This is a genomic window from Streptomyces sp. NPDC049577 (assembly GCF_040675635.1).
GTDB lineage: Bacteria > Actinomycetota > Actinomycetes > Streptomycetales > Streptomycetaceae > Streptomyces.
This window is the reverse complement of the sequence record NZ_JBFAPH010000007.1, coordinates 1-23,514: the sequence shown is the minus strand read 5'-3', so window position 1 is coordinate 23,514 and position 23,514 is coordinate 1. Positions and strand designations below refer to the sequence as shown.

Annotated in this window: 27 protein-coding genes; 12 read left to right on the top strand and 15 right to left on the bottom strand. The window is 71.3% G+C overall.

All coding sequences use genetic code 11. The features are described from left to right. The first annotated feature begins 88 nt into the window (after positions 1 to 88). Positions 89 to 424 (top strand): DUF2516 family protein, encoded by a 336-nt coding sequence (locus AB0K09_RS01955; RefSeq protein WP_366063259.1) that lies wholly within the window; start codon positions 89 to 91, stop codon positions 422 to 424. Here AB0K09_RS01955 and AB0K09_RS01950 read toward each other — a convergent pair. Further along, entirely contained in the window at positions 411 to 1,640 is a 1,230-nt protein-coding gene (locus AB0K09_RS01950; protein WP_366063258.1) for a fused response regulator/phosphatase, read from the bottom strand. The genes AB0K09_RS01955 and AB0K09_RS01950 overlap by 14 nt on opposite strands. A gap of 211 nt (positions 1,641 to 1,851) precedes the next feature. Next, entirely contained in the window at positions 1,852 to 2,979 is a 1,128-nt protein-coding gene (locus AB0K09_RS01945) for an NlpC/P60 family protein (protein ID WP_366063257.1), read from the bottom strand. Between the two features lie 397 nt (positions 2,980 to 3,376). Between AB0K09_RS01945 and pstS the strand changes: the two genes are divergently transcribed. From pstS to pstB, 4 genes are all read left to right on the top strand, one after another. After that, the gene (gene pstS / locus AB0K09_RS01940; protein ID WP_366063256.1) at positions 3,377 to 4,507 is read left to right on the top strand and encodes a phosphate ABC transporter substrate-binding protein PstS; all 1,131 of its coding nucleotides are present in this window, start codon (positions 3,377 to 3,379) and stop codon (positions 4,505 to 4,507) included. 141 nt (positions 4,508 to 4,648) lie between these two features. After that, positions 4,649 to 5,644, top strand: a complete 996-nt coding sequence (pstC, locus tag AB0K09_RS01935) for a phosphate ABC transporter permease subunit PstC (RefSeq protein ID WP_366063255.1) — start codon at positions 4,649 to 4,651, stop codon at positions 5,642 to 5,644. After that, positions 5,641 to 6,714, top strand: a complete 1,074-nt coding sequence (gene pstA / locus AB0K09_RS01930; RefSeq protein WP_366063254.1) for a phosphate ABC transporter permease PstA — start codon at positions 5,641 to 5,643, stop codon at positions 6,712 to 6,714. The genes pstC and pstA overlap by 4 nt, the downstream gene beginning before the upstream one ends. 64 nt (positions 6,715 to 6,778) lie before the next feature. After that, complete coding sequence (pstB, locus tag AB0K09_RS01925) at positions 6,779 to 7,558, top strand: phosphate ABC transporter ATP-binding protein PstB (protein ID WP_366063253.1); 780 nt, start codon at positions 6,779 to 6,781, stop codon at positions 7,556 to 7,558. A 305-nt stretch (positions 7,559 to 7,863) separates the two neighbouring features. On the opposite strand, the gene AB0K09_RS01920 is transcribed toward pstB, so the two are convergent. Both AB0K09_RS01920 and AB0K09_RS01915 read right to left on the bottom strand, forming a co-directional pair. After that, complete coding sequence (locus tag AB0K09_RS01920) at positions 7,864 to 8,862, bottom strand: inorganic phosphate transporter (RefSeq protein ID WP_366063252.1); 999 nt, start codon at positions 8,860 to 8,862, stop codon at positions 7,864 to 7,866. 6 nt (positions 8,863 to 8,868) lie between these two features. After that, entirely contained in the window at positions 8,869 to 9,489 is a 621-nt protein-coding gene (locus AB0K09_RS01915) for a DUF47 family protein (protein ID WP_229358014.1), read from the bottom strand. A 254-nt stretch (positions 9,490 to 9,743) separates the two neighbouring features. On the opposite strand from AB0K09_RS01915, the gene AB0K09_RS01910 reads away from it, so the two are divergent. Beyond that, a complete protein-coding gene (locus AB0K09_RS01910) occupies positions 9,744 to 10,124 on the top strand; it encodes a metal-sensitive transcriptional regulator (protein ID WP_366063251.1) in 381 nt (126 codons plus the stop codon). Positions 10,125 to 10,159: 35 nt separating this feature from the next. Here AB0K09_RS01910 and AB0K09_RS01905 read toward each other — a convergent pair whose 3' ends face one another. Both AB0K09_RS01905 and AB0K09_RS01900 read right to left on the bottom strand, forming a co-directional pair. Next, on the bottom strand, positions 10,160 to 10,339 hold the full coding sequence (locus AB0K09_RS01905; RefSeq protein WP_366063250.1) for a hypothetical protein: 180 nt from the start codon (positions 10,337 to 10,339) through the stop codon (positions 10,160 to 10,162). A gap of 111 nt (positions 10,340 to 10,450) precedes the next feature. Further along, entirely contained in the window at positions 10,451 to 11,353 is a 903-nt protein-coding gene (locus AB0K09_RS01900) for a hypothetical protein (RefSeq protein ID WP_366063249.1), read from the bottom strand. A 91-nt stretch (positions 11,354 to 11,444) separates the two neighbouring features. Here AB0K09_RS01900 and AB0K09_RS01895 point away from each other — a divergent pair, with 91 nt between their 5' ends. Then, complete coding sequence (locus AB0K09_RS01895) at positions 11,445 to 11,636, top strand: hypothetical protein (RefSeq protein WP_366063248.1); 192 nt, start codon at positions 11,445 to 11,447, stop codon at positions 11,634 to 11,636. Between the two features lie 221 nt (positions 11,637 to 11,857). Continuing rightward, entirely contained in the window at positions 11,858 to 13,444 is a 1,587-nt protein-coding gene (locus AB0K09_RS01890; RefSeq protein WP_366063293.1) for an FAD-binding oxidoreductase, read from the top strand. 19 nt (positions 13,445 to 13,463) lie between these two features. Here the strand turns inward: AB0K09_RS01890 and AB0K09_RS01885 are convergent, their stop codons facing one another. From AB0K09_RS01885 to AB0K09_RS01860, 6 genes are all read right to left on the bottom strand, one after another. Then, on the bottom strand, positions 13,464 to 14,042 hold the full coding sequence (locus AB0K09_RS01885; protein WP_366063247.1) for a hypothetical protein: 579 nt from the start codon (positions 14,040 to 14,042) through the stop codon (positions 13,464 to 13,466). An 86-nt stretch (positions 14,043 to 14,128) separates the two neighbouring features. Beyond that, positions 14,129 to 14,941, bottom strand: coding sequence for a pentapeptide repeat-containing protein (locus AB0K09_RS01880; protein ID WP_366063246.1), 813 nt, complete (start codon positions 14,939 to 14,941; stop codon positions 14,129 to 14,131). Between the two features lie 102 nt (positions 14,942 to 15,043). Then, on the bottom strand, positions 15,044 to 15,757 hold the full coding sequence (locus AB0K09_RS01875; protein ID WP_366063245.1) for a phosphatase PAP2 family protein: 714 nt from the start codon (positions 15,755 to 15,757) through the stop codon (positions 15,044 to 15,046). A 216-nt stretch (positions 15,758 to 15,973) separates the two neighbouring features. Next, entirely contained in the window at positions 15,974 to 16,981 is a 1,008-nt protein-coding gene (locus AB0K09_RS01870; RefSeq protein ID WP_366063244.1) for a bifunctional lytic transglycosylase/C40 family peptidase, read from the bottom strand. 199 nt (positions 16,982 to 17,180) lie between these two features. After that, positions 17,181 to 18,086 (bottom strand): oxidoreductase, encoded by a 906-nt coding sequence (locus tag AB0K09_RS01865; protein WP_366063243.1) that lies wholly within the window; start codon positions 18,084 to 18,086, stop codon positions 17,181 to 17,183. A 49-nt stretch (positions 18,087 to 18,135) separates the two neighbouring features. Then, the gene (locus AB0K09_RS01860; protein WP_366063242.1) at positions 18,136 to 18,579 is read right to left on the bottom strand and encodes an RICIN domain-containing protein; all 444 of its coding nucleotides are present in this window, start codon (positions 18,577 to 18,579) and stop codon (positions 18,136 to 18,138) included. Between the two features lie 160 nt (positions 18,580 to 18,739). Between AB0K09_RS01860 and AB0K09_RS01855 the strand changes: the two genes are divergently transcribed. Next, the gene (locus tag AB0K09_RS01855; protein WP_366063241.1) at positions 18,740 to 19,345 is read left to right on the top strand and encodes a disulfide bond formation protein DsbA; all 606 of its coding nucleotides are present in this window, start codon (positions 18,740 to 18,742) and stop codon (positions 19,343 to 19,345) included. A 22-nt stretch (positions 19,346 to 19,367) separates the two neighbouring features. After that, positions 19,368 to 19,781, top strand: coding sequence for a cytidine deaminase (locus tag AB0K09_RS01850; protein ID WP_366063240.1), 414 nt, complete (start codon positions 19,368 to 19,370; stop codon positions 19,779 to 19,781). Here AB0K09_RS01850 and AB0K09_RS01845 read toward each other — a convergent pair. From AB0K09_RS01845 to AB0K09_RS01835, 3 genes are all read right to left on the bottom strand, one after another. Next, positions 19,763 to 20,260 (bottom strand): nucleoside deaminase, encoded by a 498-nt coding sequence (locus tag AB0K09_RS01845; RefSeq protein WP_366063239.1) that lies wholly within the window; start codon positions 20,258 to 20,260, stop codon positions 19,763 to 19,765. The two genes, AB0K09_RS01850 and AB0K09_RS01845, sit on opposite strands and share 19 nt — an antisense overlap. Positions 20,261 to 20,274: 14 nt before the next feature. Beyond that, a complete protein-coding gene (gene cynS, locus AB0K09_RS01840) occupies positions 20,275 to 20,745 on the bottom strand; it encodes a cyanase (RefSeq protein ID WP_366063238.1) in 471 nt (156 codons plus the stop codon). A 71-nt stretch (positions 20,746 to 20,816) separates the two neighbouring features. Continuing rightward, a complete protein-coding gene (locus AB0K09_RS01835) occupies positions 20,817 to 21,410 on the bottom strand; it encodes a carbonic anhydrase (protein WP_366063237.1) in 594 nt (197 codons plus the stop codon). A 133-nt stretch (positions 21,411 to 21,543) separates the two neighbouring features. On the opposite strand from AB0K09_RS01835, the gene cynR reads away from it, so the two are divergent. Next, positions 21,544 to 22,443 carry a transcriptional regulator CynR gene (cynR, locus tag AB0K09_RS01830; RefSeq protein WP_366063235.1) on the top strand — a complete coding sequence of 300 codons (900 nt, stop codon included), beginning with the start codon at positions 21,544 to 21,546 and terminating at the stop codon, positions 22,441 to 22,443. Between the two features lie 45 nt (positions 22,444 to 22,488). Beyond that, a partial coding sequence (locus AB0K09_RS01825; protein ID WP_366063234.1) for an ADP-ribosylglycohydrolase family protein occupies positions 22,489 to 23,514 on the top strand: 1,026 nt, incomplete at its 3' end.

The following is a 23,514-nucleotide window of genomic DNA, read 5'->3' as shown; positions in this document are numbered from 1 at the left end:
GGATTCCGGGCACCCGCGCGGTGCCCGGATCGTTCCCCGGGGGTAGCGGTACGGTGGCGGTAACGGGATCGACGAAGAGGTGGACGGCATGTTGGTGGAGGCCTTCGGCGAGGTCATGTACTGGGTGTCCATCGGCCTGCTCGTCTTCACGCTCGTCGCGCTGATCGACGCCGCCGTGCACCGCAACGACGCCTACCGCGCGGCCGACAAGCAGAGCAAGGGCTTCTGGCTGATCATCCTCGGCATCGCGGTGGCCGTGAATCTCTTCTTCGGCATCCTGAACTTCCTGCCGATCCTCGGCCTGATCGCCACGATCGTGTACTTCGTGGACGTCCGCCCCGCCCTGCGGCAGGTCGGCGGCGGTCCGCGCCGGCGGCGCGGCTCCAGCTCCGACGGGCCCTACGGCCCGTTCAACGGCCGCTGAGGCAAGAGGCGATCGAGGGCGCGGCCGCCGGCACCGCGACGGGCACGGGACCGCCGCGGCCCAGGAGGATGACGGCCACATCGTCCGTCAACTCCCCTCCGTTCAGCGCCTGCACCTCGGCGACGGCGGCGTCCAGCAGCTCCTCGCCGCCCAGTCCGGCTCCGGCCTGACGGGCGATCAGTTCGCTCAGGCCCTCCTGGCCGAGCCGCCGGGCGCCGTCCCCGACCCGGCCCTCGATGATGCCGTCCGTGTACATCAACAGGCTCCACTCGTCGCCGAGTTCCACCTGATGGCGCGGCCAGCCCGAATACGGCAGCAGGCCCAGCGCCGGGCCGCCCTCCTGGGGCAGCAGCACCGGCGGGCGGCCGGGGGCCACCAGCAGCGGCGCCGGGTGACCGGCCAGGCACAGGCCGGCCGAGCGGCCGTCCGGGGCGATGTCGAGCGTGCACAGGGTCGCGAAGATCTCCTCGTCGGAGCGCTCGTGCTCCAGGACCTCCTGCAACGTGCGCAGCAGCTCGTCGCCACTCAGCCCGGCCAGGGTCAAGGTGCGCCAGGCGATGCGGAGTTCCACGCCCAGGGCCGCCTCGTCGGGGCCGTGCCCGCAGACGTCACCGATCATGGCGTGAACGGTGCCGTCGGGCGTCCGCACGGTGTCGTAGAAGTCCCCGCCCAGCAGGGCCCGGCTGCGGCCGGGCCGGTAGCGGGCGGTGAACCGCAGGTCGGAGCCGGCCAGCAGCGGGGTCGGCAGCAGCCCGCGCTCCAGCCGGGCGTTCTCCTGGGCCCGCAGCCGGGACTCGGTGAGCTGGCGCTGGGCCAGGTCGGCGCGCTTGCGCTCGACGGCGTAGCGGATGGCGCGGCTGAGCACGCGCCCGTCGAGCTCCTCGCGCACCAGGTAGTCCTGCGCACCGACCCGGACGGCCTCGGCGGCGCGCTCGGCGTCCGTCTCGGCGGTCAGCGCGAGCACGGCCTGGCGCGGGGCGAGCCGCAGCACCTGGCGCAGGGTCTCCAGCTCGCCGTGCGCACCCAGGTCGAGCAGGATGCAGTGCACGTCGTCGGTGAGCAGCCGCTCGGCCTCGGTGAGGTTGCGGGCGGTGCGTATGCGGACGGGCTTCCCCGTCGCGCTCGTCATCTCGGTGACGTCCGGCATCGAGAGCGACCCGCCGGGGTCGTCCTCGATGAGCAACAGGGTCAGCCCGTCGTCTGCGGTCACGGGCATCACGTCGTATTCCTTCTCTCCCCCGGGGCGACCATAGCGGGGAAGGAATGGGAACGGAATGGTACGGAGCCATTCGCCTGCGTCATATGCACCAGTCAATGGCCGGTTTCTGCCCGGAAAGGCCGGAACGCGGAATGAGATACCTCACGCCGGCGGGCGCCGGACGGGACGGGAAAAGGACCCGTCCGGCGATCCGGGTCACAGCGGAGAACTACCCCGGCCGCACGACGCCGAGGATCGGCATGGTGCCCGCGCCGGCGAGCGTCACCTGCCGCCCGGGCCGCGGCGCATGGACGATCATGCCGTCACCCACGTACATGCCGACATGGCTCGCGTCCGAGAAATAAATAATCAAATCCCCCGGCCGCATATCGCGAATGTCCACCTTCGGCAGGGACCGCCACTGTTCCTGCGAAGTCCGCGGAATCGCGCGGCCCGCGGCCTCCCAGGATTTCAGGGTGAGGCCGGAACAGTCATAGGTGTCCGGGCCCTCGGCGCCCCAGACGTAGTTCTTGCCGATCTGGGCCGTGGCGAAGGCGATGGCGCGGCGGCCCTCGGCGCTGGCGGCGCCGGACGCCTTGAGGAGGTCCTGGACGGAGACGCCGCCGGCCGTCGAGTTGAGCCAGCGGGACTGCTGGAGCCGGGCCTGCTCCTCCTCCAGCTGCCGCAGCCGGTCGCGCTCCTGCTCCTGCAACCGCGACTCGAGCTTCTTGGCCTCGTCGAGCTTGGCCTCGATCTCCTTCTTGGCGCTCTCCTTCTTCTTGCGCTCCGCGTCGAGCAGCTTCCAGCGCTCGTTGGCGGCCTTGGTGTAGCCCTCCAGCTCGGTGCGCAGGGCGGTGGTCTCGGCGATCAGCCCCCGGGTGGCCTGCTGGCTCTTGCGGGTGAGGGAGACACCGTCGAAGAAGTCCTGCGGCGTTTTCGAGAGCATGAGCTGGGCCTGCGGGGGCAGGCCCCCGCTGCGGTACTGGGCCCGGGCCAGCGCGCCGGCCTGGTCCTTCAGCCTGTCCAGCCGCTGCTGGGCGGCGGTGGTGGAGTTCTTGAGGTCGGCGATCGACTTCTCCTGCAGCCGCTGCTGCTCGCTCGCCGCGTTGTACGCGTCGGTGGCGGTCTCGGCCTGCCGGTAGAGGGTCTCGACCTGCTGGTGCACCTCGGCCAGCGAGGAGGGCGAGGAGGACGATGACGATGACGATGACGGCGGCAGCGGATCCGCGTACGCCGCGCCCGGCATCCCCAGCACCCCGGCGACCACCCCGCACACCAGCGCCGTCGCGGCCACCAGCCGCGTACCGCCCCGGCGCGCCCGACGAGCCCCGCCGGTCCTGCCCGATACGTCCGTCACCCTGCCGCCCCTGCCCTTCCGCCCCACGGGCCCCACCCGGACCCCCCGACGATTTCAGCCCCAAGCCTGACACGCCGTCACGCAAGCCTTCGGATGCTGCCATGACTGTCCGGAAAGCGACAGAGACCCACGTCACAGTTCGATCGGAACCGGCCGTTCGCAAGGGCCACCGCCCTGACGGCCGAGGTTCACCCTCCGTTCACTCGGGTCCTTCGACGGCTTCACCTGATCTGCCTAATTTCTGTCGTGCAAGGTGCGGGAAGGACCCTCACAAGGGGCCCCACCCGGGTCAGCCATCCACGCGCTGACCTGCGTAAATACCGAAGAAACCCAACCACGCACCGAACGACCTCTCGCACGCCGCCCGAGCGGCGGCTCCCGGAAGGAACACCCGAAAGTGAAGCTTCAGCGCAAGAACCGGCTCCGCGCCGTCGCTCTCGGCGCCATCGCCGTCTCCGGCGCCCTGGCCCTCACGGCGTGCGGCTCGGACAACAACGGCGGCGGCTCCGGCAACGGTGGCGACTCCACCAAGGCCGCCGGCAACATCAAGTGCGAGGGCAAGGGCCAGCTGCTGGCCTCGGGCTCGTCCGCGCAGAAGAACGCCATGGACCTGTGGGTCAAGAACTTCACGGCGGCCTGCAAGGACATCCAGGTCAACTACAAGGCCACCGGTTCGGGCGCGGGCATCCAGGAGTTCCTCCAGGGCAAGACCGCCTTCGCCGGCTCCGACTCGGCGCTCAAGCCGGAAGAGGTCGAGAAGTCCAAGAGCGTCGTCAAGGGCGGCCAGGGCATCAACCTCCCCATGGTCGGCGGCCCCATCGCCATCGGCTACAACGTCCCGGGCGTGGACAACCTGGTCCTCGACGCCGACACCCTCGCCAAGATCTTCGACGGCAAGATCGAGAAGTGGAACGACGAGGCGATCGCCAAGCTCAACAAGGACGCCAAGCTCCCCGACCTGAAGATCCAGGCCTTCCACCGCTCGGACGAGTCGGGCACCACCGACAACTTCACCAAGTACCTCAAGGCCGCGGCCGACAAGTCGTGGTCCTACGCGCCCGCCAAGGCCTGGCCGAACAAGAGCGGCCAGTCGGCGGACGGCTCCGCCGGCGTCTCCTCGCAGGTCAACCAGACCAAGGGCGCGATCTCGTACTTCGAGCTCTCGTACGCCACGGCGAACAACATCCACACCGTGAAGCTGAACACCGGCGCCGCCGCCCCGGTCGAGGCCAGCTCCGACAACGCCTCCAAGGCCATCGCCGAGGCGCAGGTCGTCGGCACCGGCCAGGACCTCGCCCTGAAGCTGAACTACACCACCAAGGCCGAGGGCGCCTACCCGATCACCCTGGTGACCTACGAGATCGTCGGCGACAAGGGCAACAAGGCCGAGACGCTGCCGGCCGTGAAGTCCTTCCTCACCTACATCGCGAGCGAGGACGGCCAGTCCGTCCTCAAGGGCCTCGGCTACGCCCCGCTGCCGGCCGAGATCGCCCAGAAGGTCCGCGCGAACGTCGCGGCCCTCTCCTGACCCAGGGGGTGTGAGCCGGGCCCCCTGCCTCCCCAGTGAGGGGCCCGGCCCGCACCCATCCGGTGCACCGCCGCCAGGAACGCCCACCCCGCCGCACGCCGGCCGGGCGCTCCGCAGAACCGGAGAACCCGTGGACTCACAATGGACATAACCCCAGCAACCACAGCAACCCCGCCGCCCGCACCGGGCAGCGCCCCGGCCCCCGCCGGGGCCCCGAAGGGCGCCACCCGCGCCGGTGACCGGATCTTCCTCACGCTCTCCCGCGGCTCCGGCATCCTGCTTCTGGCGATCATGGCCGCGATCGCGGTGTTCCTCACCGTCCGCGCGGCCAACGCCCTCTCGAAGGACCAGGGCAACTTCCTGACCACCTTCGAGTGGAACGCCAACGCCACCCCGCCGGTCTTCGGCATCGCCGTCCTGGCCTTCGGCACGGTCGTCAGCTCGATCATCGCGATGCTCATCGCCGTCCCCGTCGCCATCGGCATCGCGCTCTTCATCTCGCACTACGCGCCGCGCAGGCTCGCCGCCCCGCTGTCCTACGTGATCGACCTGCTCGCCGCCGTCCCGTCCATCGTCTACGGCCTGTGGGGCGCCCTCTTCCTGGTGCCGCACCTGGGCGGGCTCTACGGCTGGCTGAACGACTACTTCGGCTGGACCGGGATCCTCGCCTACCACGACGGCGCCGCCCGCTCGCTCTTCACCATCGGCATCCTGCTGGCGATCATGATTCTGCCGATCGTCACCAGCGTCAGCCGCGAGGTCTTCCTCCAGGTGCCGCGCATGAACGAGGAGGCCGCCCTGGCCCTCGGCGCGACCCGCTGGGAGGTCATCCGGCTGTCCGTCCTGCCCTTCGGCCGCTCGGGCGTCATCAGCGCCTCGATGCTCGGCCTCGGCCGGGCCCTCGGCGAGACGATGGCCGTCGCCACCGTCCTCTCCCCCAGCTTCGACATCGGCACGAGCCTGCTCGACCCGGGCGGCGGCACGTTCGCCCAGAACATCGCGAGCAGCTTCAAGGAGTCCGGCGAACTCGGCAAGGACGCGCTGATCGCCTCCGGTCTGGTGCTCTTCCTCCTCACCCTCCTGGTCAACGGCGCGGCCCGGATGATCATCGCCCGCCGCAAGGAGTACACGGCATGAGCGGAGTGACCATGGACAAGCCGCTGGTCGCCGACAGCGCCCCCGAGCCCGCACACAGCCTGCGCCAGGCCCGGCTGCCCCGCTGGACCCCGGCCGCCGTCGCGGCCGGCGCGGTCGCCGTGGGCACGGGCATCGGGATCGGCGCCGGGCTCGGCAGCCGGATCCAGTGGGGCCTGATCGCCGGCGCCCTGTACGTCATCGCCACCTACGTCCTCGCGGCGAGCGTCGAGGGCCGTCGCCAGGCCAAGGACCGGCTGGCCACCAGCCTGGTCTGGGCCTGCTTCGTGCTCGCCGTCGTCCCGCTGGTCTCCCTGGTCCGGGAGACGGTCAGCCGGGGCGTGAAGGTGCTCGACGGGAACTTCCTCAGCCACTCCATGGCCGGCGTCCTGACCATCCAGCCCGGCGGCGGCGTCTACCACGCCATCATCGGCACCCTGGAACAGGTCGGCATCGCCACCGCCATCGCGGCCCCGATCGGCCTGCTGACCGCCGTCTACCTGGTCGAGTACGGCCGGGGCCGGCTGGCCAAGGCCGTGACCTTCTTCGTCGACGTCATGACCGGCATCCCGTCGATCGTCGCGGGCCTGTTCGTGCTCAGCTTCTGGATCATCATGCTGGACTTCGGCTACTCCGGCTTCGCCGGATCGATGGCCCTGGCGATCCTGATGATGCCCGTCGTGGTCCGCTCCACGGAGGAGATGCTCAAGCTCGTCCCGAACGAGCTGCGCGAGGCCTCCCTGGCCCTCGGCGTGCCGAAGTGGCGCACGATCCTCAAGGTCGTCCTCCCGACCGCCATCGGCGGCATCGCCACCGGCGTCATGCTCGCCGTCGCCCGCATCGCCGGCGAGACCGCCCCGATCGTCCTCCTGGTCTTCGGCTCCCAGGTGATCAACAACAACCCCTTCGACGGAGCCCAGTCGTCCCTGCCGTACTACATCTACGAGCAGTGGGCGGCCGGCAACGCGGCCAGCTACGACCGCGCCTGGGCGGGCGCGCTCGTCCTGATCGCCTTCGTCATGATCCTGAACCTGGTTGCCCGCGGCGTAGCCCGCTGGAAGGCCCCGAAGTAATGATTTGCGGCTCCGCCGCGCAACCGGCCGCTGACGCGGTCATACGAAAGCAGAAGTGATCCCCATGGCCAAGCGAATCGACGTCAGCGGCCTCTCCGCCTTCTACGGCAACCACAAGGCCATCGACGACATCTCCATGACCGTCGAGCCCCGCTCCGTGACCGCCTTCATCGGCCCGTCCGGCTGCGGCAAGTCCACCTTCCTCCGCACCCTCAACCGCATGCACGAGGTCACCCTCGGCGGCCGCGTCGAGGGCAAGGTGATGCTGGACGACGAGAACCTCTACGGAGCCGGCGTCGACCCCGTCTCCGTGCGCCGCACGGTCGGCATGGTCTTCCAGCGCCCGAACCCCTTCCCGACCATGTCCATCTACGAGAACGTGGTGGCCGGCGTCCGCCTCAACGGCGGCCGGCTCCGCAAGTCCGAGCTGGACGACGTGGTGGAGAAGTCGCTGAAGGGCGCGAACCTCTGGAACGAGGTCAAGGACCGCCTGAACAAGCCGGGCGCCGGCCTCTCCGGCGGTCAGCAGCAGCGGCTGTGCATCGCCCGCGCGATCGCGGTCGAGCCGCAGGTCCTCCTGATGGACGAGCCGTGCTCGGCGCTCGACCCGATCTCGACGCTGGCGATCGAGGACCTGATCGGGGAGCTCAAGGAGCGCTTCACGATCGTCATCGTGACCCACAACATGCAGCAGGCGGCACGCGTCTCGGACCGCACGGCCTTCTTCAACCTGGCGGGCGTGGGCCAGCCGGGCAAGCTGATCGAGATCGACGACACGGAGCGCATCTTCTCCAACCCGTCGGTCCAGGCCACGGAGGACTACATCTCGGGCCGCTTCGGCTGACGAAGGGGCGCGGGGCTGTGCCTCCCCGGGGGACAACCCCCGGACCCCCAGCCGCATCGGGCGTGCCCCGAAGGGGCGCGGGGCTGTGCCTCCCCGGGGGACAACCCCCGGACCCCCAGCCGCATCGGGCGTGCCCCGAAGGGGCGCGGGGAACTGCGCGACCGGCCACAGCCGGCCCGCACCCGAAGACGCGCCCCGCAAAAGGCCGCCTTGCGGCGCTGCATGGCGGTGCCGCCGCAAGGCAAAGGGCCCGCCCCCCTGTGAGAGCCAGGGGGGCGGGCCCGTCCGCGCACGGAAAGCGCGCATCACCCGAACGCGAGGTTCACGATCCAGTACGCGAGGGCGGCCACACCGGCCGCCGCCGGCATCGTGATGAACCAGCCCAGAATGATGTTCTTGGCCACTCCCCACCGCACCGCGTTGACCCGCTTCGTCGCGCCCACACCCATGATCGCCGAAGTGATCACGTGCGTCGTCGAGATCGGCGCCTTGAACAGGAACGCCGTGGTGAACATGACCGACGCGCCGGTCGTCTCGGCCGCGAACCCCTGCGGCGGGTCCAGCTCGATGATCTTGCGACCGAGGGTCCGCATGATGCGCCAGCCGCCCGCGTAGGTGCCCAGCGACAGCATCAGCGCACAGGCGATCTTCACCCAGATCGGGATGGCTTCGTCCTTGCCCTGCACATCACCGATCACCAGCGCCATGACCACGATGCCCATGGTCTTCTGCGCGTCCTGGAGGCCGTGGCCGAGCGCCATGCCGGCGGCCGACACCGTCTGGGCGATCCGGAAGCCGCGCTTGGCCTTGTGCGGGTTGGTCCTGCGGAACATCCACATGATCGCGACCATCACCAGATAGCCGAGCACCAGGCCGACGAGCGGCGAGAGGAACATCGGGATGACGATCTTCTCGAGTACGCCCGACCAGATGACGGCCGTGCCGCCCGCGAGCGCCGCGCCCACCATGCCGCCGAAGAGGGCGTGCGAGGAGGACGAGGGCAGCCCGAAGTACCAGGTGATCAGGTTCCAGGCGATCGCGCCGATCAGCGCCGCGAAGAGGATGCCCATCCCCTTGTTGCCGGTCGGCGTCTCGATCAGGCCCTTGCTGACCGTCTTGGCGACGCCGCTGCCGAGGAAGGCACCGGCGAGGTTCATGACCGCCGCCATCGCCAGCGCCGCGCGCGGGGTCAGGGCCCGCGTCGAGACGGAGGTGGCGATGGCGTTGGCGGAGTCGTGGAAGCCGTTCGTATAGGTGAAGCCGAGCGCGACCGCGATGGTCACGACAAGTGCAAACGTATCCACCGGAGGTCAGGACTCCTTGACCGCGATGGTCTCGACGGTATTGGCGACGTGCTCGAACGCGTCGGCCGCCTCCTCCAGGACGTCCACGATCTGCTTGAGCTTGAGCACCTCGATGGCGTCGTACTTGCCGTTGAAGAGGTGCGCGAGCAGCTTGCGGTGGATCTGGTCGGCCTGGTTCTCGAGACGGTTCACCTCGATCCAGTACTCGGTCAGGTTCGTCATGGTGCGCAGGTTCGGCATCGCCTCGGCGGTCAGCTCGGCCGCCCGGGCGAGGACCTCGATCTGCTGCTCGACGCCCTTGGGCAATTCCTCGATCTGGTAGAGGACCACCAGATCGACGGCCTCCTCCATGAAATCCATGATGTCGTCGAGGGAGCCGGCGAGGGCGTAGATGTCCTCGCGGTCGAACGGCGTGATGAAGGAGGAGTTCAGCTGGTGAAAGATCGCGTGCGTCGCGTCGTCCCCCGCGTGCTCCGCTGCCCGCATGCGTTCGGCGATCTCGGCCCGGGCGGACGCGTCCGCGCCGAGCAGTTCCATCAGGAGCTTGGAGCCCGTGACGATGTTGTCCGCGGAGGCGGCGAACATGTCGTAGAAGCTCGTCTCCCTGGGGGTCAGACGAAAGCGCACGTGGGATCCTCGGGGTGCAACGGATTCGGTCTCGTCGATGCTAGGCGCATCATCCAGCCACAGCTAACTGGCATTCCCTCAGTGTCGCCCATCGGGCAGAGTGCTCTTCAAGGCGGTACCGGTGTCCGGCCACCGCCTTCGGAGGACATTTTCGGTACGATATACCCGCCAGGGGTATATCGGCCGGGTACTCGCGCAAGCGGACGACCAGCGCGGATACGCCGACAGGACCCGGTGGGACGACGGAGGGCGCCATGACCACCACGGATGCGACAGTGACCAGCACCACTGGGCCCGCCGAGGGCGGACCGGCCGGCACGCCGGAGGCCTGCCACGGCGAGTCGCCCGCGGGCCCGCACGGCTACAGCCCGCAGAAGGACCAGCACCTCAAGCGGCTGCGCCGGATCGAGGGCCAGATCCGGGGCCTCCAGCGGATGGTCGACGAGGACGTCTACTGCATCGACATACTGACCCAGGTCTCGGCGAGCACGAAGGCGCTGCAGTCCTTCGCCCTGCAGCTCCTCCAGGAGCACCTGCGGCACTGCGTCGCCGACGCGGCGCGCAAGGGCGGCGACGAGATCGACGCGAAGGTGGAGGAGGCGAGCGCGGCGATCGCCCGCCTGCTGCGCACGTGAGCGACCGGGGCCGAAGGGCCCCCGCTCACGAAGGCTCAGCCCTCCGTCTCCCTCGGGCCCTCGCCGCGCACGACGCGCAGCACCTCGTCGATGCGAGCGGCGCTCAGCCGGTCCTCCGCCGCGCTGGACGCCGCGATCATCAACTCGCCGTAGAGATCGATCTCGATGAGGGCCACGGGATCCGTCCCGCTCGACGAACCGCGTCGCGAAACCACGTGATTCACCTCCCCGCGCCTTCCGCTCCCGGCTTTCCAGCGTAGTGATCGGTACACACTCCGCGCATGGCACAGAAGGACCATTTCCATGGCCAAGCGTGACCTGGCGCGCTATTTCCGCGGCGAAGCGACGGTCCCCGCATAGATATCCCCGGGTGCGGGAAGCGTGACGTCCACGGGTGAACCGAAGTCCGAGAGTTCGACCGTCGAAACGACGGTCATCGGTGTTTGCGGCCTCCCGACCCCGAAGCGATAGCGCAGCAGCCGGGGCCGTCCGGCCTCGTCCAGGAACGCGTCGAAGGCGACCGTCCCGCTGGCGAACCCCGTCCCCGCGGCGGTCAGCGGCCCCCGGTCCCGGGCCGGGGCGACGCGCGCGGCCCGGGCCAGGTCGACCGTGCCCCAGTAGTGCGCCACCCGCTCCCCGTCGACGACGTCGTCCCCCACATAGGCGACGTCACGCGCGCCGCCGAGCAGCTCGGCGGCGGCGAGCGGATCCGTCGCGCCGTTCGTCAGCAGATCACCGTCGGGGAGCGCGGCCGTCCCGATCCGGACCCAGGAGCCGGCGGGTACGCCCGCGCCCCTGTTCTTCATGTAGAGCGCGCCGGGGGTGAAGATCTCGGTGATCGGCCGGTGTTCGGCCGCGCCGGCCGCGTCCTCGGGAACGAGCACGATCAGCCGGCCGACGGGGCGGGCGAAGTCGTAGACGCCGCGGCCCCGGATGGTGAGCCGGGTGCCGCCGCTGACGGTCTCCATGGACGTCCGCACCCGCGCGCCGCCCTCCCGGGCGAGGACGCCCGACGCGCGCCGCAGGGCGGCACGGGCGCCGCCGGGGTCGAGGAGCACGGCCGCGTCGTGGGCCTGGGCGGCGGTGCCGGAGCGGACGACCGCACCGTCCCGCCCGTCCTGGCTCCCCGACAGGCGCTCGGCGCACCCCGGCACCAGCAACAGGCCGGCGGCGGCACCGGTCAGCGCGGCCACGACCGCGCCCCTGCGCCTGTGCCCGTGCACCGCCATGACCGTAGCCCCCTGCCGTAACGCCGGTTGGAACCCGGTTTGTCCAACGACGAGCGGACCGTCACCGTCACGCACGGGGTAGCGTGGTCGCGTGTCCGACTCCGTTTCTCCGCGCCCGGGCGCGGACCACGTCGTCACCACGTCCGAACGAGGCTCCTTCTGCACGGCCCGCTGCGCCTGCGGCTGGCGCGGCCCGGCCCGCCGAGCCCGCTCCCTGGCCCGCGAGGACGCCACCACCCACCTGGCCTCCGTCCGGACCCCGGACCCGAGAGGCGCCGCGTAGGCCCGCGTCCGGGCCGCCGCGCGAAAATCCCCCGCCGCAACGGCGGGCAACCACCACGCCGAGGGTCCGGCGGAATCCACGACCACCGCAACTACCGCCTTCCTGCTGCCGGCAAGGGACGCCAAGGCTCGCGCAACCTTCCGACTCCGCCCGCCATCTGAATGAACGGCGCCATCGGGGAAAGGCGCCGGCAAGGCGATCGGCAAGGGGGCGACATGGCCATCACAAGGCGCAGGCTGCTGGCCGCAGGCGCCGGACTCGCGGCGACAACCGGCGTGTGGGCCGCCGCGTGCAGCGAGGACACCGGGCACGCGACGACAGGCACCGGCAAGGGCCTCGGCACCGCGTCCGCCGCCGCCACCTCCGCGGCGAAGTCCACGGCCCGCGCCTCCGACTGGACGGCGCTCGGCAAGGGCCTCGGCGGCGGCCTCCTGCGCCCCGGCGACGCGGACTACACGGCGGCGAGCCGGCTGTACAACACGCGCTTCGACCGGCTGCGCCCGGCCGGCATCGCCTATGTGTCCGGCACGGCGGACATAGCCGCCTGCCTGTCCTTCGCCCGCCGCTTCTCCGTACCGGTCGCCATACGCAACGGCGGCCACAGCTACGCGGGTTGGTCGAGCGGCGACAACCGCCTGGTGATCGACGTGTCCCGGCTGAAAGCCATCCGTACACCGACCTCCACCACGGCCGTGGTCGGCGCCGGTGCGAAGCTCATCGACGTCTACTCGACGCTCGGCGGCCAGGGCGTCGCCATTCCGGCGGGCTCCTGCCCCACCGTCGGCGTCTCGGGCCTCACCCTCGGCGGCGGGCACGGCATCCTCTCCCGCGCCTACGGCCTGACCTGCGACAGCCTGACGGGCGCCACGCTCGTCACCGCCGACGGCAGGACCGTCGAGTGCGACTCCTCCCGCAACCCCGACCTCTTCTGGGCCCTGCGCGGCGCGGGCAACGGCAACTTCGGCGTCGTCACCGAACTGCGGTTCCGTACGCGCAAGGTGGCCGGCGGGGTGACGGGCTACGTCTCCTGGCCCTGGGCGAAGGCGGCCGACGTGCTGCGCGCCTGGCAGGAGTGGGGCCCGGCGCTGCCGGACGAGATCTGGTCCGCGTGCGACCTGTCCGTCGCCGCGGGCGGGACGCCGCACATATCCGTCGCCGCGTTCACCATCGGCACCCGGGGCGACCTCGAGAACGCCCTGGACCGGCTGATATCGAAGGCGGGCGGCGGCAACACGGCGGCACCCCGGCTGCGCCCGCACTCCTTCCTCGACACAGTACGGGCGTACGCCGGCTGCGACGACAAGTCCACCGCCCAGTGCCACCTGCCCGGCCGTACGCCAGGCCGCGAGGCGGCCGGGAAGCTGGAGCGCGAGACGTACGCGGCCCGTTCCGACTTCTTCGACCGCTCGCTCGGCACGGCCGGCGTGCGTGCCCTGATCGACCAGATGGAACGTTTCGGCCGGCGAGGCGGAGGAGGCGGCGCCTCGGTGCAGCTGACGGCGCTCGGCGGGGCGGTCAACCGGGTGCAGCCCCTGGCGACGGCCTTCGTGCACCGCCGCTCCCGCTTCCTGGCGCAGTACCTCACCTCCTGGAAGGCCGGCGACCCCGGCGCGGCGCAGACCTCGTGGCTGGACGGGATCCACGCCGCGATGCTGCGGTACGCGTCCGGGGCGGCGTACCAGAACTACACGGACCCGGGGCTGAAGGACTGGCGCAAGGCCTACTACGGCAGCGCGGCCGACCGGCTGGCGAAGATCAAGGGCCAGTACGACCCGCACCGCCTCTTCGACTTCCCCCAGGCGCTGTGACCGTGCTCCGGCGGCGGCGTCAGCCGCGCAGGTGGTAGCTGTTGGCGAAGCCGGAGGTGCTGCACGTGTTCAGCCGGCTCGCGGTCTGGTCGTAGGTGTAGCCGGGCGGCACCGTGCAGGCCCACAGGCCGTTCGCGGGAACGCGGATGTGGTAGCTGGTCGCGAAGCCGGACGTGCTGCAGGTGTTGAGCCGGCTGGCCACCTGGTCGTAGGTCAGGTTCCAGTCGGGCACGGAGCAGGCCCACAGCCCGTCGGAGGGCGCGCGCATGTGGTAGCTGGTCGCGAAGCCGGAGGTGCTGCACGTGTTCAGCCGGCTCGCGGCCTGGTCGTAGGTGTAGCCGGGCATCACGCTGCACACCCAGATGTTGTCCTGCGGAGTGCGCAGGTGGTACTGCGTGGTGAAGCCGGATCCGCAGACGTTGAGCCGGCTGGCCACCTGGTCGTAGGTGTAGCCGGCGGGCACGCTGCATGCCCAGGTGTTGTCCAGGCTCTGGGTACCGGCCTGTGCGGCCGGGGCGAGGCCCACGGTGAAGATCGCGACGAGGATCGCGAAGAGGGCCGACAGCAGGGTGCGGGGTCTGTGACCTGGTGATCTCATACGGATGTTCCCCCCTTGTCGTGGTCGCGGGCAACATATAGCCGCGCCGGGGCAGGGGAGAGGCCCGATTCAGGCCATCCGGCGGCCTACCAGTGCGCGGGGCGCGTGAGGGCCGGCGGAATCTTCGTCGCCGCGTCGCCCTTGGCTGCGTTGAGCTGGGCCTGGGTGAGGAAGATGCTGCCGGTGAGGTCGGCGCCGCGCAGGTTCGCGTCGCGGAGGTCCGCGCCTATGAGGTCGGCGTCGCGCAGATCGGCGTTCTCGAGGTTCGCGGCGATCAGGTAGGCGCCGCGCAGATTGGCGCCCCGCAGATCGGCGCCCTTGAGTCTGGCGCCCATGAGGTCGGCGCCCCGGTGGTTCTTCTTCTTGCCGGGGACGCGGGCCCGGACGAGCTCGCTGGTGCGCAGCAGCAGCTCGTTGACCTCGGCCCGGATCGCCGGCACGTTCAGCGCGGCGAGCTCCTCGGCGCTGCCGCGCGTGCGGCCGTCCACGTCGTCGTAGGCGCGGCGGAGATCGCCGCGTATCGAACGGGCGGCGGGCAGGCCCAGCGCCTCGTTCAGATACCAGAGCAGCTCGTGCAGCTGCCGCATCACGGGGAACACGTCAAACATCTGCCGCGCGGTCCCGGGGGCCTGCCGCCAGTCCCGGCCGTCGAAGGTGACCTGCGACACCTTCTGTCCGGCGCCGAAGCAGTCGAAGACGGTGCAGCCGGAGAAGCCGCGCTCCCGGAGGTTCGCGTGGATGCCGCAGCTGAAGTCCGTGCGCAGGTTCGCGCACGGCTTGCCCGCGTCCTTGTCGACGGCGAAGTCGGCGGACCGCGCGAACGGCAGCGCTACGCAGCACAGCCCGAAGCAGTTGGCGCAGTCGGACAGCAGATCGAGGGCTTCGCGCGGCTGGGACATGGGAGGGCACTCCTACGACAAGGGGGTGCCCCCATTGTCGCGCACGGCGCGCGAAGCTCGGTGCGCGGTGCCGGTGCGCGGTGCGCGAGGCCCGGTGCGCGCCTACGCCGCCAGGTCGCTGTCGTGGTGCAGCGGCTGCCGCCCCGTGAGCCCCGTCTCCTCGGGCGCGGCCCGGACCACGGTCGCCCGGGCCCGCGGCGACCGCACGAGCCGGCCCGCGCGCGATCCCGCCAGCCGCCGGGCGAGCGGCGTGAGGGCCATCATCGCCAGCGGGGCCAGCAGCAGCGCCACCGCCGTACCCAGCGCCAGCCCCCCGACCACATCGGTCGGATAGTGCACACCCATATAAACCCGGCAGAAGCCCTCAAAAAGGGCGAGCCCGATCCCGATCAGCCCGTACCGCCGGTGGGCGACGAAGAGGCCCACGCCCAGCGCCATCGTCAGCGTGGCGTGGTCGCTCACGAAGGAGAAGTCCGTCTTGCCCTTGACCAGGACGTCGAGCCCCTGGTGTTCGAGGAAGGGCCGCGGCCGGTGGACGAAGCCGCGGATCGGGACGTTGACGAACAGCGCCAGCCCGGCCGCGAGCGGCGCCCAGAGCAGAGCGGCGAAGCCGCCGACCGCGTCGTCGCTCTTGCGGACGCTCCACCAGGCGCAGAGCATCAGCAGGGCGAACCCGAAGACGATCCCGTACTCGCCGATGAACGCCATGCCGCGGTCGACCCAGTTGGGCGCCGCCTTCGCGATGCCGTTGATGTCGTAGAGCAGGCTGACGTCGGGGTTGGTCGCGCCGCTGGCCTCCGGCACGGGATCTGCCACCCATACGAGTCCAGCCATAGCCCGGCCCCTATCTGTTCGCCTGTCACCGCTGATCCAGCCACCGACCCCCGTGGTCCGCGCACCGCCGGGTCAACGACGGTGCTGTTTCCCCACACTCATGGAACGCCGTACTCCGACCAGGCGTTCCACTCTCCACCCAATGATCACCATCACGTTATCGAAGGGTGACCGTCCCCGCAGCCCCGTTCGCGGGGTTCAGACACTGTTCTGCTTCGGGAGCGCTTTCGCGCCATCCGCCGTCACCCGGGTCGCCCCCATGTAGTCGGGCTGCGCGTCGATCTTCTCGAACCGGATCACGGCCCCCGTGCGCGGCGCATGGATCATGTATCCGCCTCCGACGTACAGCCCCACGTGATGGATGCTGCGCGGGTCCTTCAGATCGTGCGCGAAGAAGACCAGGTCCCCGGGGAGCAGTTCGTCCCGCTTGGGGTGCGGCCCGGCGTTCCACTGGTCGTTGGCCACGCGCGGCAGCTCGATCCCGACCGAGGCGTACGCGGCCTTGGTCAGACCCGAGCAGTCGAAGCGCCCGCCGTCCTCCTTGGTGCCGTCGCCACCCCACAGGTACGGCGTGCCGAGCTTGTCCTGGGCGTAGTAGATGGCCCCGGCGGCCTGCTGCGAGGGTGCGACCCGGGTGACGGGGCGGGCGAAAGATTTGGCCAGGGTGCGGATCTCCTTGACGTACCCCTGCGTCTCGCTGATCGACGGCACGCCGCCCGCGCTTATCACCCGGTACGGACCGGCGTTGTAGGCGGCGAGCATGTTGTCGGTGACGTCCCCCGGGACGCCCTTCACGTCCCCCGACAGCTCGCAGTCGTAGGCGGCGGCCGACGGGATCGCGTCCGCCGGGTCCCAGACGTCGCGTCTGCCGTCACCGTTCCCGTCGATCCCGTGCGTGGCCCAGGTGTCCGGGATGAATTGCGCTATCCCCTGCGCGGCGGCGGGGCTGACGGCGCGTGGGTTCCAGTTGCTCTCGGTGTAGAGCTGGGCGGCGAGCACGGCCGGGTTGAGCGCGGGGCAGAGGTTGCCCCACTTCTGCACCAGCGCCTCGTACTGCGCCGGCACGGACCCGTTCGCCAGCCCGACCCCGCCCGAACCGGGGCTCCCCAGCTTCCAGGCGGCCGAGTAGACACCGATGACGAGCAGCGCCAGAAAGCTCACCGCGAGCCCGAGGCCGACCCCACCCGCAACCCAGATCTTCCGCACCCCAGCAGTTTTCAGGGTCCGTCAGCTTCCTGTCTACGCCGCCTGATTAACGCACCGGCAGGAACGGGACCGCCTTGCCGGGGCCGGGGGTGCAGCCCCCCGGTTCTCACCGGCCGGCGGTAGGAATGGGACACCGTGCGGGCGCACACCCGCCACCCGGTGTCCCGGACTCACCGCAACCGGCCCCCGCTACCCCCGCCTACCCCCGCGCGTGCAGCGCGTCGAGCACCGCGAGTTCGTCGGCGGACAGCCGCAGCGCGCCCGCCGCGACGTTCGCGGCCAGGTGGTCCGGGTCGCCCGTGCCCGGAATGGCCAGCACGTGCGGGCCCCGGTGCAGCGTCCACGCGATCCGGACCTGCGCGGCGCTCACCCCGTGCGCGCGGGCGACGGACAGGATCTCGGGGGCGTCGCCGCCGCTCGCCCCCGCCTCCCGTTCCGTCCCGGCGATCGCGTAGAACGGCACGAAGGCGATGCCCTGCTCGCCGCAGGCGCGGACGAACGCGTCCTGCTCCGGCCGCATCCCGATGCCGTAGCTGTTCTGGACGCAGACCACGGGTGCGATGGCCCGGGCCTCGGCGAGATGGGCGGGGGTCACGTTGGAGAGGCCGAGGTGGCGGATCAGCCCGGCTTCGCGCAGCTCGGCGAGCGCGCCGAAGCGTTCGGCGATCGAACCCTTGCCGACGATGCGCAGGTTCACCACGTCGAGGTGGTCGCGACCGAGCTGGCGCAGGTTCTCCTCGACCTGGGCGCGCAGTTGCGCGGGCCCGGCGTGGGGGGCCCACTCGCCGGAGGCGTCCCGGGCGGGCCCGACCTTGGTCGTGATGACGAGGTCGTCCGGGTAGGGGGCGAGGGCCCGGTTGATCAGCTCGTTGGCGGACCGCAGGGGCGAGAAGTAGAAGGCGGCGGTGTCGATGTGGTTGACGCCGAGCTCGCGGGCCCGGCGCAGGACGGCGACGGCCTGGTCGCGGTCGCGCGGAACCGCGTCCGGGATGAGCGCTTCGCCGGTCTGCGGCAGGCGCATCGCGCCGAACCCGATCCGGTTGACGACCAGGTCGCCGAGGGTCCAGGTGCCTGCCGCCGCTGCGGTGATCATGAGTGGGGTCACGCCGGAATGATCAGTGAATCGCGGAGTGACCGCCAGGGATTTGAAAGGGCTACGCCCCGGCCCAGAACTGCCAGGCCTGCCGCATGTTGCTCTCGTCGAGCGGCATCAGCGCCACCAGCAGCGGGATGACCCGTTCTTTCGCGAGGTCCACCGCCAGCTCCGACCCGGGCGCCACGATGTAGTAGCTGCCCTCCTGCGTCGCGGACGGACGCAGCGCCCACGACACCGGACCCGGGATGCCGGCCAGCCGGGTGTCCTCCGCCGGCTCGCCCTCGAACCCCAGGTACAGGCCGCTGGCGACGTTCCGGATGGTGACCAGGCCGTCGCCGCTCGCCTCGACCCGCCACTCCTGCTCACCCTTGCGGCCGCGGCGCCGGTCGACCACGACGGCGGAGCCGGGGGCTTCGCCGGGGAGGGTGAGCAGGTCCTCGCCGGGCGGGGCGATCGCGTACACGCCGTCGGCGGGCTGCGTCTGCGGGATGTCCTGGGTCACGGCATCGGTCCGTTCGCGTGCGGCGGTGGCGTCCGCAGCAGTGTGGCCCGGCGGGCGGCTGGCGAGGCGGCGCCGCACGGGCCGGCACCCCGATTTGCCCAAGATCCTTTAGCCCGATTGGCTCTCACTTCCGGGCCACCCAGCCCGTACGCTCGTTCCCATGACGCACAAGGTTGACTTCTACTTCGACCCCATCTGCCCCTTCGCCTGGATCACCTCCCGCTGGATCCTGGAGGTGGAGCAGCACCGCGAGCTGGACCTCCGCTTCCGTGTGATGAGCCTGTCCGTGCTCAACGAGGGCCGCGAGGGCCTGCCCGAGCGCTACCGCGAGCTGCTGGACCGGGGCTGGGGCCCGGTCCGCGTCTGCATCGCCGCCGCCGAGGCGCACGGCGAGCACGTGCTGCGCGACCTCTACACCGCGCTCGGTACGCGCATCCACAACGAGAAGCGTGAGGCCACGGACGAGCTGATCAGAGAGGCGCTGGCCGAGGCCGGCCTGCCGGCCGGGCTGGCCGACGCGGCGCACTCGACGGAGTTCGACGAGGCCCTGCGCAAGAGCCACCACGAGGGCATGGACCCGGTCGGCGAGGACGTCGGCACGCCCACGATCCACGTCGACGGTGTGGCGTTCTTCGGCCCGGTCCTGACCGCGATCCCGCGCGGCGAGGAGGCGGTCCGCGTCTTCGACGGTGTGCGGCTGCTCGCCGGGTACGAGAAGTTCTTCGAGCTGAAGCGCACCCGCACGGGCGAGCTGGACTTCAGCTGACCTCCCCGCCAGGGTGTGGCCCATGACGATCAACGAACGTGTCGACCACGAGCTCGTCGGCGCCGCGACCGAGGTCGCCCGGACCCGCGCCCGGGGCGACAACCACACCATGGCGGCGGCCGCCCGGGGCCGGGACGGCCGCATCGTGACCGGGATGAACGCCTACCACTTCACCGGGGGCCCCTGCGCCGAGCTGGTCGTGCTCGGCGCGGCGGCCGCCCAGGGCGTCGACGACCTGCGCACGATCGTCGCCGTGGGCGACCGCGAGCGCGGCGTCGTACCGCCGTGCGGCCGCTGCCGCCAGGCCCTGCTCGACTACTACCCCACCATCGAGGTCATCGTCGCCGACGGGGACGGCGGCGAGCTCCGCGCCGTCCCCATCGCCGAACTGCTCCCCGTGACGTACGTCTGGTCCGATCACCAGCTCGAGGACTGAGGCGCGCGGCGTTCGCCGCCGTTGCGCTCGTTCCAGAACCGGTAGACGTCCACCGCCGCCTCGCGCGGCTCGTGCCGCATCGGCAGCCGGCGTTCGGACCAGTCCTTGGCGAACTCCTCGTAGAAGGTGCCCAGCTCGAAGTACTTGCGATCGTCCACGTAGTACGGCTCGTACGCGTCCCGGGTGGTGAGGAAGACGACCTCGTCCGGCGAGCAGTAGTACAGCGAGCCCAGGCACATCGGGCAGGGGTGCGCCAGGACGTAGATCGTGGCGCCGGTCAGATGCTCGGTGCCCAGCCTGGTGCAGGCCTCGCGGATGGCGAGGATCTCCGCGTGGGCGGTGGGATCGCCGGTCTGGGCGACGAGGTTGGGGCTCTCGGCCAGGACCTCGCCGTCCCGGACGACGACGGTCGCGAAGGGGCGGCCGCCCTCGGCGACGTTGCGGCGGGCGAGGTCGATGGTGCGCTGAACGAAATCCATGCTCGGCTCCCCGGTCAGAAGGGCTTGGTCGGCAGGTACTTGCCGTCGAGGGTGATGACGGCGCGCTCGCCGCCCTCGGGGTCGGCGACCTTCTTCACGTCCAGCCGGAAGTTGATCGCGGAGATGATGCCGTCGCCGAACTGCTCGTGGACGAGGGCCTTGAGGGTGGTGCCGTAGACCTGGAGCATCTCGTGGAAGCGGTAGATCGTCGGATCCGTGGGGATCCCGCCGGGGATCGAGCCGCGGGTGGGGATGGTCTGCAGGAGCAGCGCGGCGTCCTCGTCCAGGCCGAGCAGCTCGGCCACGGCCTCGGCGGACTCCTCGGGCAGGGGGTGCTGGCCGAGCACGGCGGCGGTGACGAAGGCGACCGACAGCCCGGCGGCGTCGGCGATCTGCTGCCAGGTGAGGTCCTTGCGGGTCTTGGCCTCGACCGCGAGGGCGGCCAGGGTCTGGCGGGCGGCGGGGTCGAACTGGGCGTGCGGCATGGTGTGGTCTTCCTTGTCTGTCAGGTTGTCTGCCGGATTGCTGCCGGATTGCTGCCGGATTGCTGCCGGAGTCAGGCGGCGAGTGCGGCGGTGGAACCGTCGGGGTGGATGTCCTCGATGCGGCCGGTGGCGATGTCGAAGACCCAGCCGTGCAGGGTCACGGTCCGCTCGGCGAGCGCGCGGGCGACGGAGGGGTGGGTGGCGAGGTTGGCCAGCTGCGCGAGCACGTTCTGCCGTACGAGCGCGGCTGTCGCGGTCGCGTCGGCGGTACGGGCCCGGGCGGCGTCCGCGTGCCGCAGCCAGCCGGCGACGGCCGGCACGGAGGTGAGGTCGTGGTTCTCGGCGAGGGCCGTCATCGCGCCGCAGGCGGAGTGCCCGCAGACGACGATGGCGCGGACGCCGAGCACGGCCACGGCGTACTCGATGCCGGCCGCCACGCCGTCGGGACCCGGGGCGTACGCGGGGACGAGGTTGCCGGCGGTGCGGATCACGAACAGCTCGCCCGGCTCGCTGCCACAGATCAGCTCCGGGACGACGCGGGCGTCGGAGCAGCCGATGAACAGGGTGCTCGGCTCGTGCCGCGTGGCCAGCCGGGCGAACAGCTCCGCGCGGGCCGGGAAGACGTCCCGGCGGAAACGGGCGACGCCCTCGGCGAGGTCGCGCATGGGTTCACTCCCTTCGGTGATCTTCCGGCCCGACGACCCGGACCGGCTCTGAAACCACCGTGCACGACCTGCACCTATAGCGTCCAAGACGCAACACCCATGCAAGCCATTGATACTGTCTATAGTTGTGGCCATGGCCCTGGAACTGCGTCATCTGCGCTATCTGCTCGCCGTGGCCGAGCAGGGCAACTTCACCCGCGCCGCCGAGGCCCTGCACATCTCACAGCCCACCCTGTCCCAGCAGATCAAGCAGCTGGAGCGCACGGTCGGCGTGCAACTGCTGGACCGCACGGGGCGCACCGTACGGCTCACCGACGCCGGTGACGTCTACGTCCGCCACGCGCGGCGTGCCCTGCGCGACCTGGCCGCCGCGGAACGTGCCGTGCACGACGTCCAGGACCTCTCCCGCGGCCATCTGCGCCTGGCCGTCACCCCCACGTTCACCGCCTACCTCGTCGGGCCCCTGACCGCCGAACTCCACTCCCGCCACCCGGGCATCACCCTGACCGTCACCGAGACCACCCAGGACCGCATCGAATCCGCCCTGCTCGCCGACGACCTCGACCTCGGCATTGCCTTCCACGGCCCCCACCTGCCGGGCATCGCCGCGGCCCCGCTCTTCACGGAGACCCTGGGCCTCGTCACCGGGGCGGCCACCGCCCCGGACCGCCCGCTGCCCGTGCCCGAGGTCGCCGGCCTGCATCTGGCGCTGCTCAGCCCCGACTTCGCCACCCGCGGCCACATCGACGCCTACTTCGCCCGGCACGGCGTCAGCCCGCGCATCGCGGTGGAGGCCAACTCGGTCCAGGCCCTCACCGAGATCGTCCGCCGCACCCCGGGCCTCGCCACGGTCCTGCCGGACGCCCTCGCCCACGACCGCCCGGGCCTCACGCCCGTCCCCCTCGAACCGCCCCTGCCCCCGCGCGCGGTCACGCTCCTCCGGCGAGAGGGCGCCTACCGCAGCGCGGCGACCCGCGCCTTCACCCGGCTCGCACACGACCTCGTACGGGAACGGGGCTACGCGACGGCCTGAGCCGCACCGACCATCCGCGAACCACCGAGAGGACCGCGTACCCCCATGACCGACGAGCAGCAAGCGACCCACCACCTCCGCGCCCGCATCCGCGGCTGCCTCCTCGGCGGCGCGATCGGGGACGCGCTCGGCAACCCCGTCGAATTCCTCTCCCTCACCGCGATCCGCGCCACGTACGGCCCGGCCGGCGTCACCGGGCTCGTGCCGGACGACGAGGGCATCGCCGGACGCGTCACCGACGACACCCAGATGACCCTCTTCACGGCGGAGGGGCTCATCCGCGCCCGGGCCCGCGCCGCCTCCAAGGGCATCGGCGGCGCCGGGACAGCCGTCGTCCGCAACGCGTATCTGCGCTGGCTGGACACCCAGAACCACCCCGCCCCGCCCCCGCCGGACGGCACCCGCGACATCGTCCGCTCCGGCTGGCTGCGGCTGGAGCCCTGGCTCTACGCCCGGCGGGCGCCCGGAAACGCCTGCCTCTCCGGACTCGGCCAGGGCCATATCCCGGACCCGCGCGAACCCCTCGACGGCACGCCGGGGCCCGTCAACTCAGAATCCAAGGGCTGCGGCACCGTCATGCGGTCCGCGCCCTTCGGCCTCACGGGCGCGCCCGCCGTGCGGGCCTTCGAACTCGCGGCGCGGTGCGCCCGGATCACGCACGGCCACCCCACCGGCGCGTACGCGGCCGGCGCCTTCGCCGCGATCGTCCGCCACCTCCTCGACGGCGTGCACCTCCACGGCTCCGTCCTGCGCGCGCTGGAACTCCTGGCCCACTACCCGGGCCACGAGGAGACGTCCGCCGCCCTCCGCGCGGCCCTCGGCCTCGCCGCCGACGGCGCGCCGACGCCCGAGAAGCTGGAGACCCTCGGGGGCGGCTGGATCGCCGAGGAGGCGCTCGCCATCGCCGTCTACGCCGCGCTGGCCCGCCGGGACTCGGTCGCCGACGCCCTCCTGCTGTCCGTGAACCACTCGGGCGACAGCGACTCCACCGGTTCCCTCTGCGGCAACCTCCTCGGCGCCCTGCACGGCGACGCGGCCCTGCCCCCGGCCTGGCTCTCACGGACGGAGGGC